Source organism: Niastella vici, assembly GCF_002077945.1.
GTDB lineage: Bacteria > Bacteroidota > Bacteroidia > Chitinophagales > Chitinophagaceae > Niastella > Niastella vici.
Genome location: NZ_LVYD01000048.1, coordinates 53,832 through 66,512, shown reverse-complemented (window position 1 = coordinate 66,512; position 12,681 = coordinate 53,832). Strand labels below are relative to the sequence as shown.

Annotated in this window: 8 protein-coding genes; all 8 read left to right on the top strand. The window is 48.1% G+C overall.

The window, feature by feature from the left end:
• Positions 1-136: 136 nt before the first annotated feature.
• The 8 genes from A3860_RS18170 to A3860_RS18135 all read left to right on the top strand — a co-directional run bounded on the left by A3860_RS18170 (position 137) and on the right by A3860_RS18135 (position 12,668).
• Positions 137-907 (top strand): SDR family NAD(P)-dependent oxidoreductase, encoded by a 771-nt coding sequence (locus tag A3860_RS18170; RefSeq protein ID WP_081148165.1) that lies wholly within the window; start codon positions 137-139, stop codon positions 905-907.
• A 105-nt stretch (positions 908-1,012) separates the two neighbouring features.
• On the top strand, positions 1,013-1,843 hold the full coding sequence (gene kduI / locus A3860_RS18165; RefSeq protein WP_081148164.1) for a 5-dehydro-4-deoxy-D-glucuronate isomerase: 831 nt from the start codon (positions 1,013-1,015) through the stop codon (positions 1,841-1,843).
• Positions 1,844-2,159: 316 nt separating this feature from the next.
• Entirely contained in the window at positions 2,160-2,786 is a 627-nt protein-coding gene (locus A3860_RS18160; RefSeq protein ID WP_081148163.1) for an RNA polymerase sigma factor, read from the top strand.
• A 64-nt stretch (positions 2,787-2,850) separates the two neighbouring features.
• Positions 2,851-3,942 carry a FecR family protein gene (locus A3860_RS18155; RefSeq protein ID WP_081148162.1) on the top strand — a complete coding sequence of 364 codons (1,092 nt, stop codon included), beginning with the start codon at positions 2,851-2,853 and terminating at the stop codon, positions 3,940-3,942.
• A gap of 135 nt (positions 3,943-4,077) precedes the next feature.
• Positions 4,078-7,515, top strand: coding sequence for a SusC/RagA family TonB-linked outer membrane protein (locus A3860_RS18150; protein ID WP_081148161.1), 3,438 nt, complete (start codon positions 4,078-4,080; stop codon positions 7,513-7,515).
• A gap of 20 nt (positions 7,516-7,535) precedes the next feature.
• On the top strand, positions 7,536-9,068 hold the full coding sequence (locus tag A3860_RS18145) for a RagB/SusD family nutrient uptake outer membrane protein (RefSeq protein WP_081148160.1): 1,533 nt from the start codon (positions 7,536-7,538) through the stop codon (positions 9,066-9,068).
• 112 nt (positions 9,069-9,180) lie between these two features.
• On the top strand, positions 9,181-10,668 hold the full coding sequence (locus A3860_RS18140; RefSeq protein WP_081148365.1) for an arabinan endo-1,5-alpha-L-arabinosidase: 1,488 nt from the start codon (positions 9,181-9,183) through the stop codon (positions 10,666-10,668).
• A gap of 23 nt (positions 10,669-10,691) precedes the next feature.
• Positions 10,692-12,668, top strand: coding sequence for an alpha-L-arabinofuranosidase C-terminal domain-containing protein (locus tag A3860_RS18135; RefSeq protein ID WP_081148159.1), 1,977 nt, complete (start codon positions 10,692-10,694; stop codon positions 12,666-12,668).
• Positions 12,669-12,681 lie beyond the last annotated feature (13 nt).

Genomic DNA, 12,681 nt, shown 5'->3' with positions numbered 1-12,681 from the left:
TAGACTTGCTCATCCATTAAATTTGGTAGTCTACCCCTCATGCAGGAAATTGCAGCCCTGTTTATCGGGCAGCGCAGCTGTTCCGGAAGGGGGAACTCACCTTTACTACCATTGTATCTAGTTAACTAAAATCATTATGAGCATTCTTTCAAAATTTTCATTGGCAGGCAAAACCGCACTGGTTACTGGTTGCAAAAGAGGCATTGGTCAATCAATTGCTGTTGCACTGGCCGAAGCAGGCGCCAACATCATTGGCGTATCGGCCACGCTGGAATTAACAGGCAGCAAAGTACAGCAGGAAGTGGAAGCTACCGGCCGTTCTTTTAAAGCCTACCAGGCCGATTTTAACGATCGCAAAGCTATTTACTCCTTTATCGACAAAGTAAAAGGTGAATGCGCGCCGGTTGATATTTTATTCTGTAACGCGGGAACCATCATGCGTAAACCCGCCGCCGAACATCCTGATGAATACTGGGACGAAGTGATCAATGTGAACCTGAACGCCCAGTTCATATTAGCCCGCGAATTCGGGAAGGATATGATACAGCGGGAAAGCGGTAAGATCATTTTCACCGCCTCCTTATTGAGCTTCCAGGGTGGTATTACCGTTCCGGGTTATGCAGCCAGCAAAGGCGCTATTGCCCGTTTAACGATGGCCCTGTCGAACGAATGGGCATCCAAAGGCGTGCAGGTGAATGCCATTGCACCCGGTTATATTTCTACCGACAATACTGAAGCATTGCGCAATGATCCCGATCGTGCCAAATCGATCCTGTCGCGTATCCCAGCCGGCCGCTGGGGCGAAGGCGAAGACATGAAAGGCGCTGCCGTATACCTCGCTTCTCCTGCCTCTGATTATGTTACCGGAACTATTATCACTGTTGATGGCGGCTGGATGGGAAGATAGCAGAATGTGCTAATTGAATGTAATAATGTGATAATGGAAGGCAGTAGGCAATGTCGTTAGGAGTTAACTTAGAACTAAGAACTAAAAAACTAAGAAACTAAAAAAATGGATAACCGATTAGCTATAAGCCCCAATGAAGCAAAGCAAATGGATACGGCTGCTTTGCGGAAGGCTTTTTTAATAGATAAAATATTTGAAGCAGACCAGGCGCTTTTTACCCTGTCGCATTACGACCGCTATATTGCCGGCGGCATTATGCCGGTAACAAAAGCAGTGGCGCTGCCCAACCCCGAAAAGCTGAAAGCGCAATACTTCCTCGAAAGAAGGGAAATGGGCATCATCAACGTGGGTGGTAAGGGCACCATCACTGCCGACGGACAAACCTATGAGCTGGATTATAAAGAAGCATTATATATTGGCAAGGGAACACAGCAGGTGCAATTTGCTTCGGCCGATAGCAGCAAGCCCGCCAAATTCTACATCAATGCAGCGCCCGCGCATCATACCTACCCAACAAAAAAGATCGCCCGCGCCAATGCCGAAGTGGTAGAGCTGGGCAGCCCGGCCACAGCCAATCACCGCGTCATCAACAAACTGATCGTTGCCAGCGTGCTGGAAGTTTGCCAGTTGCAAATGGGTATGACGGAACTGAAAAGCGGCAGCGTATGGAACACCATGCCTGCGCACACCCATGACCGCCGCATGGAAGTATATTTTTACTTTGAGGTACCGGAAAATCAAAGCGTTTGTCATTTCATGGGTGAGCCGCAGGAAACCCGCCATATCTGGATGCAGAATGAACAGGCGGTGATATCACCCAACTGGAGCATTCACTCCGGCGCCGGCACCTCTAACTATACCTTCATTTGGGGTATGGCTGGTGAAAACCTCGATTATGGTGATATGGACCATTGTACCATCAATGCACTGAGATAAGATGCAGGAAGTAAGAGGTAAGAAGTAAGAAGAGTTTGAGTGCCCAGCCTCGCTATTTGTTTTGAATCTCAAATATCGGGAACTTCTTACATCCTACTTCTTACCTCATACCTCCTAAAATGAACCACGGCTTTTCTGTAAACAGGGAAGTCGTTTTTTTTTGCCAACCTGCAACCCAATATGCTGCCCTGCACTTAAAACTGAAAAACTCTGCACTTAAAATTATTTTACCTGCTCGTAGTGAACCATTTAGAAAAATATTTTTTAAATGTGGCGAATACATTTTAAATTTATGAGGAACGATTGACTGCCAATAATGATCAAAACTGCTTGTAATACCGACAACATATGTTGGGAGCGTCTGCTGCAAGGCGACAAGGAAGCCCTGTACGAGCTCTATACCCGATACTATCATACCTTACTATTTATTGGTCTCAGGCAAATTCACGACAGCGATCTCGTGAAGGATGTAATTCAACAGCAATTCCTGTATTTGTGGGAAAAGCGCCACACGTTGATGGAAGCCAAAAATGTACGCAGTTATATCATTATATCTTTTTTACGCCGCTTAACAAGCGATTGGTTGAAAGCCCGCCGCACGGTTAACCTCGAAGTGGCGTATAGTAAAAAAGAAGAAGAGGGGTTTGAAACCTCCTGGGAAGAAACCCTGATCGGGAGGGACGATAACGAAGCGATCAGCAAAAACCTGATGACCGTCATCAATGCACTGCCTGCGCGCCAGCGCGAACTCATTCTGCTTAAATATTACGAAGGTTTAAGCTATGACGATATCACGCAAAGAACAGGGCTCACGCATCGTACGGTGTATAACAAAATTCATGAAGCGCTCTATAAAATAAAACAGGGGCTGGTACAGCCGGCTGTCGTATCTGGCATTCAATCACTTATTCTCCTCATTATAGCCTCCTCATTTCTTTTCTGAAAAATATTTTTAAAAAGAAGGGTAAAAACGATGGTCCGGGTACTCTGCTTATAAAAGCGCGGACATGCAACATAAGTACCGGACAGTTGAAGACCTGTTAAAGGATGAATCTTTCATTAATTATTGTCTCCGGAAAAATGAACAGGACGTTCATTTCTGGGAGCAGTATGTGGTGGAACATCCCGACAGGAAAGGGCTGGTAGAAGAAGCGGTGCAGGAGTACCGGTTGTTGTTTTCTGCCCTGGCCCATGCTGATCTGGAAGACCAGCTGAATAACCTTAAGAAGAAGATGGCGAACGGCGAAGATGCACCGGTCGTTGAATTAAAGCGGGCTGCCCCGTCGCATACATCCTTTTACCGGCGTTTCAGCTACGTTGCCGTAGCCGCACTGGCAGTGATGATCATAGGAGGGTACCTGTATCGCATGGTACAACGTATACCATCCCAAATCAGTGTCATTCAGTATGCATGCAAACCCGGTGAGCGCAAAAGTTTTCAAATGCCCGATGGCACGCAGGTGATCCTCAATGCCGGCAGTGAAATATCCCTGAATGAGCATTATGCCAAAAACACCCGTGAAGTATACCTGAAAGGCGAAGCTTTTTTTGAAGTGCAGCACAATGCAGCGGTTCCATTTATTGTACATACTTCCAGCATGGATGTAAAAGCGGTGGGCACGGCCTTTAATGTAAAATCATATAATAACGAAAACAGGACCGAAGCCGTACTCATACGCGGCCTGGTTGAAGTAACGCTGAAAAAAGACAATAACCGCAAATTGTACCTGCATCCCGATGAAAAAGTATTATGGACCGAAGCCCGGGCCAACGAAGCAACACCCGCATCAACCATAAAGACCAACCCCGAACAGGGCGTTATAAAACCTGTCAAAAAACTAGATAATGGCAACGTAAAGGAACTGGCCTGGGTACAGAATAACCTGGCCTTTGAAGACGAAGCGTTTGAAGAAATAGCGTATCAGCTTAACCGTTGGTATAATGTAGATATTCAATTTGAAACAAGCGACGTAAAACAATATCATTTTACCGCCACCTTTAAAAAGGAAAAAATTGAACAGGTGCTGGAGATCCTGAAAGCCTCAAAAAAGTTCAATTACCGGTTTGAAGGAGCACAGCACATCGTCATATATAAGTAACCACCCGCAAGCAAGGACCGTATGTAAAATAAATAAATAGGGGAATGCGGCAACATTCCCCTGCTTAAAGCCGAAACAGGTTAACGTGATTGGTTTGCCCTGTTTCCATTATTCATCTTTAAACTTTCTAAAGGTATGAAAAAATTCATTCCGCCAGAGGCGGAGCCATTTCTTTACACGGCATATGCCAAAGCTGTAAGGATTATGAAACTAACGACTGCTTTACTAATCATTGGTTGCCTGCATGTATCAGCGAAAGGACTTTCACAGGAAGAGAAAGTTACCCTGTCGTTGAAAAACGCATCCATCCCGCAATTGTTTAAAAGTATTGAAAAGCTCACCGATTACCGGTTTGCTTACAGCAACGATATTTTGCCGCACGACTTCTTTGTAACCATTACCGTAAAGGAAACACCTGTTTCTTCGGTATTGAAGACGGCCCTGTCTGAAACAGGTTTGAACTTTAACCTGGTCGATAATGAGGTGATCATTATCTCAAAAGACATCAATGGAAAGCTCAATGCCGTCGTAAGCGGCCTCGTCACCAATGAAGGAGGCGCGCCACTGGCGGGCGTATCGGTCTATGTGAAAGGATCGAGCCAGGTAGGCACCGTCACCAATGAAAAAGGGTTTTTTAAACTGGAAGTGCCGCAGGATGCAAACACGCTGGTGTTCTCCTCGGTTGACATGCAAACCACCGAAGTGGGCATTGCCGGCCGGGCAGAGATCAACGTAGTGATGAAAAAAAATATTATCGAACAGGAAGAAGTGGTGATCATTGGTTACGGCACACAAAAGAAGAAAGATCTTACCGGTTCTATCAGCAGCGTTGACCCCAAGGTGCTGAATAAGGTAGCAACCAACGATGTGGTGAAAGCCCTGCAGGGGCAGGTGGCCGGGGTAAGTGTTACCAGTGGCGGACAACCAGGCGCCGCGCCGGCGATCAGGATCCGCGGGGTAAATAATTTCTCCAATAACGCTCCGCTATTCATTATTGACGGGGTGCAGGCGCCGGTGAATGACCTGGTGATCGCCGATGTAGAATCGATACAGGTGTTGAAAGATGGATCGGCCGCCGCAATTTATGGATCACGCGCTGCCAACGGGGTCATCATCATTACCACCAAACGTGGCAAAACGGGCAAATTCAAACTGGATTATAATGGCTATTACGGTGTTCAGAATATTGTAAAAAGATACGACGTGGCCAATGCCCAGCAGTATCAGCTACTGGTGAATGAAGCCAGCGCCAATGCCGAACCGGCCCAACTGGTAAAACCGGCCAACGATCCTACCTCGGCATTATATGTAAAGAATGTAAATACCGATTGGCAGGCCGAAGCTTTCAAGACCGGTAAAATACAGGAGCATACTGTTGGTATTTCGGGCGGAAGCGAAAACGCCAAATACTATGTATCGATGAACTATTTCGATCATCTGGGAACGGTAGCGGGGAAGGGCCCTTCCTACAAACGCTATTCATTCCGTGTAAATACCGATTTCAAACAGGGCCGTTTCAAATTTGGCGAATCATTCAGCTATGCCAAAATTGATCAGCGGTTTATGACCTTCCTGCATACCGGTAATATTCTGGGATACATAGTGAACGCCATTCCCACCTTGCCGGTGTTTGATTCAAGCACCAGAGACGGGTACAGCAGCGCCAGCCAAACCATCCATGGTTCATATACCGCCAATGCCATTGGCTTCAATAACGTACTTGATAGCAGAACAGAACGCTTCCGGTTTATCGGGAATGCCTATGGTGAACTGGAAATTGCCAAATGGTTGAAATATAAATTAAGCCTCGGTTATGAAAGAACCGACTGGCGCGATTTCTATTTTGAACCCATCCATGACCTGGGCTGGTTTTATGTGAACAACATTGCCAAAATGAACGACTGGCGTGGTTCGGGCAATACGAGCACCATTGAAAATACCCTCACATTCGATAAAGTAATTGGCCGGCATAGCCTGAATGTGTTGGTGGGGCAGTCGGTACTCGAAGGCAATATGTCGCGCACCTTTGCGCATGCAGAAGGGTTCACCCAACCTTATTTCCCCATTTTAAGCAATGGTACATCGGGTATTACTGCAACCGGTGATGAGAACAGGAACCGGCTTTCTTCTTATTTCGGCCGGGTGAATTATATCTACAACGACAAATATTTATTTACGGCCACCATCCGCCGCGATGGTTCCTCGCGGTTTGCTCCCCAATACCGCTGGGGTAATTTCCCTTCTGTAGCAGTAGCCTGGAAATTGCATAATGAACAATTCCTGCAAACAGTTCTTCCCTCTTTTGTGAACCAGATAAAACTGCGCGCTTCCTATGGCGAACTGGGTAACCAGGAAATAACCAATTATGGCTACCAGGCATATATTAACTCGTATGCCCACGCGGTGTTTGGCAATCAACTGGCATTGGGCGCCACGCAAACGCAATTTGCGACGCCTGATATAAGATGGGAAACCAACATCAGCCGCAACATCGGCCTCGATCTGCAGTTGTTCAAAAAGCTCAACCTCTCTGCCGAATACTTCCACAACACCGGAAAAGACATTCTGCTTGTGGTGCAAATACCTGGTTCAACCGGTGTATATCCCTGGGAATCGCCCCTCATGAACGGCGCTTCTATCCAGAACTCCGGTTTTGAATTTCAACTGGGATATAACGATAAAAAAGGCAGCTTCACCTATAACATCAATGCCAACGTTTCAACGCTTAAAAATAAAGTGTTATCGCTGGGTTATGGCAACAACCCCATTTATGGTTATGGTAATTTAACCAAAACAGAAGTGGGCCGCGAAGTAGGGGAGTTGTATGGCTGGCAGATCGACGGTATTTTTCAGTCACAGGCCGAAATTGATGCCCTGAACGCCAAATCACCGATCAACAGGTACCAGGAAGTACTGACCCGTCCCGGCGATTACCGGTTTAAAGACATCAATGGACGTGATAAAGATGGCAAATTAACAGGTGCGCCTGATGGTAAGATCGATGATGATGACCGCACGTACCTTGGCAGCGCTATTCCCAAATTATATTATGGTTTCAATGCGGCGGTATCGTATAAACAATTCGACCTGTCGGTGGTTGCCTCAGGCGTATCGGGCAATAAAATATACAACGCCATTCGTGCCGGTATTGAGAACGGCGCCGGTTGGGATAATTATGCCACCAAATTGCTCGACCGCTGGACGCCCACCCATACCAATACCGATGTGCCCCGGGTAGTGATGTTCGATCCCAATAAGAACGGCCGCGCTTCGGCCCGCTGGATCGAGAATGGCAGCTTCTTACGCATCACCACACTGCAGGTGGGGTATACCTTACCGCAACAGCTGTTGCAAAGGGCGCACCTTGCCAATGCAAGGCTGTACATCACCGCACAAAACCTGGTGACCTTTACAAAATACACGGGTTTCGATCCTGATTTTGCCAACAACAATGGCCTGTTCGACCGGGCCATTGATAATGGGTCGTACCCCAACCGGGCATTTACAGCCAATGAAGCAGGCGGATTGCCCAATCCCCGCTCGTTCCTGTTTGGTGTGCAGCTTGGATTATAGAACAACAAAACTGAATTGCAATGAACATTAAGAAAATATTATTGACCACCGCAGTAGCTGTATCAAGCATGTCGTGTGGTAAAAAATACCTGGAGCTGGCCAATCCCAACCAGCAGACAACCGCCACGTTCTGGAAGAACGACAACGATGCGTTGATGGCGGTGAACGCCATTTATCAGTCGTTATACTACGATGGCACTTTTTTACGCTTTGCCCAATGTGCGCTCGATTTCAGGGGCGACGATATGATGAGCCCCAGCCCCTGGGATGTGTTGTCGAACACCGGCTCCTTTAAGCTGTTCAACAATATGATCATGCAGCAATGGTTATGGATCGCTTTTTATGGCGGTGTTACCCGGTCGAATTTTGTGCTGGATAATTTACACAAGGTGCCGTTCAAAGATCAGAACCTGGCCAACCGCCTGAAAGGCGAGGCGCTGTTCCTGCGCGGGTTGAATTATTATTACCTCGTTACCTTCTTCAATAATATTCCGCTGGTGACAAAGTTCTATGATAATTCCTCGGAGTATTTCCCATCACAGGCTGCCACCCAGGATGTGTGGAACCAGATATACCAGGATTTTGATGAAGCCTCAAAACTGTTACCGGTTTCTTACAGCGGTGCCGATCTGGGAAGGGCCACCAAAGGCGCAGCCCTGGCGTTCCTTGGAAAAAGCTATCTGTTCAACCAGAAATATGACCTGGCTTCGGCTAAGTTCAAAGAAGTGATGAACCTGGGCGGTTACGATCTTATGGCAAATTATGGCGATAACTTCACCGAAGCCCAGGAAAACAACAAGGAATCCATCTTTGAGATCCAGTTCAGCCGTGAGGTAGGTGGCATTACCCTGGGTTGGGTAAGCTCGCCTGCCGCCGACTGGAGCAAAACAACTGCCCGCGCCATCACCTTTGCGCCGGCGCCATTTGGCTGGGGCGATGCGGCGCCTACCCAATGGATCGTTGATGAGTATAAAAAAGAAAAAACAAAAACAGGGGAAGATGATCCCCGCCTGCGCGCCAGTATCTATTACAATTATCCCGGTTGTAAATTATACGGACAATCCTTTCAAACCGTATACGCCGCCGATCTGAATAAGATCGGGGTAAAAAAATACGGCAATGGCGATGGTTCCGTTCCTGATGAAAAAGACTGGCGTTCCGGCATCAATGAACGGTTGATGCGCTATTCAGATGTATTGCTGATGTACGCCGAATGCCAGAATGAGCTCGATAACAGGGCCGAATGCGCCAAATATATTCAACGCGTGCGCAACCGGGCAAACCTGCCCGACCGCGAAGCGGAGTTTGCCGCTTTATCAAAAGAGAATATGCGCGAGCGCATCTCCCATGAGCGCGCATTGGAATTTGCCCTCGAAGGGCACCGGTTCGATGACATTCGACGCTGGGGCTGGTTACAGAACCCCACTAAACTGGCCGAACTCAAAACCCATGACCCCGAGTTCAACAGTTATGTAGCCGGCCGGGAGTTTTTCTCCATTCCCCAGGCTGAAATAGATGTGAACAAGAACCTGAAACAGAATTCAGGGTATTGAGTGTCACAAAATCCCGCTTCGGCGGGATTTGTTCATTCCCCAATAAATAATTATAATTGTGCCAATGACATTTACGTGGCACAACCTGATTGTCATTAATCCGATTGGTTCCATGCATATTTTCACACCCAACATACGATTGCTGATGGCCGTGCTGCTCATGGTGGCTGCCGGCTGCTCAAAAAAGTCAGCTACCGGCCCGGTTGACCCGGTTACGCCACCGGCTACCGATACCTTCGATGTAAATACCATTGCAGATACCTACGCCTCCATAGCACCCTTTACTTACTATGCCCAATGGGGTTCGTACAATGTGCACGACCCTTCTATTGTAAAAGCCGGTGATTATTATTTCTGTTACAGTACCGATGCCGCCTATGGCACGTCGGTTAGGCCCGGTATTCAGATAAGAAAATCAAAGGACCTGGTGCAATGGCAATTCGTAGGCTGGGCATTCAATGGCCTGCCGGCCATGGGCGCCAATTATATTACACAAGCCGGCGGCACTCCCTTTCAGTCGTTATGGGCGCCCTACATCATGAAAGTGAATAACCAGTACCGGTTGTATTATTCGCTGTCCTGTTCCACCCTTCGCCTGAGTGCCATTGGGCTGGCAACTGCATCGGCGCCGGAAGGCCCGTGGACCGAGCAGGGACTGGTGGTAACCTCGCGCAATGATTTTCCGGTTGTGCAAACCAATGCCATTGACCCAACGGTAGTGGTTACCCCAAATGGCGAGCACTGGTTGTATTACGGATCGGCATTTGACGGCATTTATGTATTGAAGCTGAATGCCACCACCGGTTTGGCCGCCACCAGCGGCGATAAAGGAAAACGCATTGCCCAGCGCGGATTTACCAATGGCACCGTCAATGGAAATATTGAAGGGCCCGAGATCATTTACAACAGCGCACAGAGCCGGTATTACCTGTTTATGGCCTATGACTGGCTCGAAACAAAATACAACGTACGGGTAGGGCGGTCTGCCTCACCGCAGGGCCCCTTCCTCGATTTCAATGGAAAGGACCTGAACCTCGAAGAAGACAATATCCCTATGATCATAGCGCCCTACCAGTTCCAGGGACATGGCGGCTGGCAGGGCACTGCGCATTGCGCCGTCTTTGACGATGGCAGCGGGCAGTATTATATGGCGCACCAGGGCAGGCCTTCGGTTGATAAATATTTTATGGACCTTCATGTGCGTAAGATCTTCTGGACAGCCGATGGCTGGCCAGTGGTATCGCCCGAGCGGTATGCCAAAACAACTCAAACCACTGTTGCGCAAAGCGAGCTAAGCGGCGACTGGGAACAGATCGTGCTGGGCTATAAAGTGGTGCCGGGTTACGCTGCCGAACAAACCGATGCCAATTTGCAGGTGGCCACCACCATTACTTTGAATGCAGATGGAACAATCAACGGCAGCGCCGCCAATAGCTGGACATACGCCGCACCCTGGCTGGAGTTAAAATGGAACAACGGGGCATTCACCGACAAAGTGTATGTTTCCCGCGAACGTGACTGGGAGAATAAGAAAAGTACTACATTGGTGTTTACAGGTTTGAATAATGCGGGCACCGCGGTTTGGGGCAAGAAGAAGTAACTTAAAACTAAGAATCAAATAGAATGAAACAACGATTTGCGCTTTTGTTATTTGTGATGGCGATGTTGAACATGCCAGCATTTTCGCAGCAAAACCACACGCTGCTGGTGAAAGCCGCACAACCAACAGTGGCCATTCAGCCTACCATGTGGGGTATTTTCTTTGAAGATATCAACCTGGGGGCAGATGGCGGTATTTATGCCGAGCTGGTGAAGAACCGCTCGTTTGAATTCTTCAAACCCATGATGGGCTGGGCTGTGAACCGGAAAAAGTTTGTAGAAGGCGAAATGCTGGTGATCAACCGGGGAAATGAAGATACCCGCAATCCCCGGTTCCTGCGCGTTACCATGAACAATGCAGCAAAAGGCGATCTGGGCCTTACCAATGAAGGGTTCCGTGGCATGGGCATCAAAAAAGGGTTACGGTATGATTTCTCCATCATGTACCGCCAACCCGACGCACATACGAAATTGCATCTTGAATTAATAGATACAACAAAACAGGTTGTTGGCGATACCGTGCTGTCGCTCACCGAAGCTGGCGACAGCTGGCACAAGGCGGCCGTTAGCTTTCACGCAAGGGAAACCGTATTGAAAGGTAAATTGAATATCTGGTTCGAAGGAAATGGAACGGTTGATGTGGATATGATCTCCCTGTTTCCCGGCGATACCTGGAAGAACCGCCCCGGGGGTATGCGCGCCGATATGGTACAATGGCTGGCCGAGATGAAACCCGGGTTCATTCGTTTTCCCGGTGGTTGTATTGTAGAAGGATTCGACCTTACGAACCGCTATCGCTGGAAGAATACCGTTGGTCCCATTGAAGAAAGACAATTGATGATAAACCGGTGGAATATTGAATTTCCTTACCGCAATGCGCCCGATTATTTCCAAACCTTTGGTCTTGGTTTTTTTGAATACTTCCAACTCGCTGAAGATATTGGGGCCGAAGCGCTGCCTATCCTGAACTGCGGCATGGCCTGCCAGTTCAATTCAGCCGAAGTGGTGCCTATGCAGGCGATTGATCCATATGTACAGGATGCGCTCGATCTCATTGAATTTGCCAATGGCGACGTAAGCACCAAATGGGGCAAGGTGCGGGCCAATATGGGCCATCCCGCTCCATTTAACCTGAAGATGATGGGTGTAGGCAATGAGAACTGGGGCCCGCAATACATTGAGCGGTTGAAAGTTTTTCAGGCAGCCATCAAGGCAAAATATCCCAACTTCAAACTCATCTGCAGTTCCGGCACTGATCCCAATGGCGACCGGTTCGATTACCTGAATGGCGAACTCCGCAAGCTGAATGCAGATTTTATAGATGAGCATTATTACCGCAGCCCGCAGTGGTTCCTGCAGAATGCCCGCCGGTACGACAATTATCCGCGCACCGGTTCAAAAGTGTTCGGTGGCGAATATGCCTCGCATGTTGATAAAACGGTTGGCATTACCCGCAACACCTGGCTGGCGGCTTTGTCAGAAGCTGCGTTTATGACCAGCCTCGAACGCAATGCCGATGTAGTGCAAATGGCTTCGTATGCACCGCTGTTTGCGCATGCCGAGGGTTGGCAATGGGCGCCCGACCTCATTTGGGTGAACAACCTGCAATCGTACGGAACACCCGATTACTATGTACAAAAATTATTCTCCCTCAACAAAGGTTCCAAAGTAGTACCCATTACATTGAACAATGATGTAGTAGCCGGGCAGGACAGCCTCTATGCTTCGGCCTGTATCGATGCTGCTACCAATGAACTGATCATTAAATTGGTAAACGCGTCTGACAAACCGCAGAACAATACGTTGCTATTCGACGGTGTAAAAAAGCTCGCCGCCAAAGGCAAACTGACTGTAATGCAGGCAGCGCTTACTGATGTGAATTCATTCGACAGTCCAACCAACGTAGTACCTGTTGAATCAACAATTGCCGTAAAAGGAAAAAAGATAGAACTCAATACAACTCCCTATTCATTCAGTGTACTGCGGGTAAAGTTGGAATGACGAGCTATTAATC

What these genes read in the sequence shown, in the direction of transcription:
- A3860_RS18155 (WP_081148162.1), top strand. Translation starts at nt 2,851, where the DNA reads ATGCAACATAAGTACCGGACAGTTGAAGACCTGTTAAAGGATGAATCT.
- A3860_RS18160 (WP_081148163.1), top strand. Translation starts at nt 2,160, where the DNA reads ATGATCAAAACTGCTTGTAATACCGACAACATATGTTGGGAGCGTCTG.
- A3860_RS18170 (WP_081148165.1), top strand. Translation starts at nt 137, where the DNA reads ATGAGCATTCTTTCAAAATTTTCATTGGCAGGCAAAACCGCACTGGTT.
- A3860_RS18145 (WP_081148160.1), top strand. Translation starts at nt 7,536, where the DNA reads ATGAACATTAAGAAAATATTATTGACCACCGCAGTAGCTGTATCAAGC.
- A3860_RS18140 (WP_081148365.1), top strand. Translation starts at nt 9,181, where the DNA reads ATGCATATTTTCACACCCAACATACGATTGCTGATGGCCGTGCTGCTC.
- kduI (WP_081148164.1), top strand. Translation starts at nt 1,013, where the DNA reads ATGGATAACCGATTAGCTATAAGCCCCAATGAAGCAAAGCAAATGGAT.
- A3860_RS18135 (WP_081148159.1), top strand. Translation starts at nt 10,692, where the DNA reads ATGAAACAACGATTTGCGCTTTTGTTATTTGTGATGGCGATGTTGAAC.
- A3860_RS18150 (WP_081148161.1), top strand. Translation starts at nt 4,078, where the DNA reads ATGAAAAAATTCATTCCGCCAGAGGCGGAGCCATTTCTTTACACGGCA.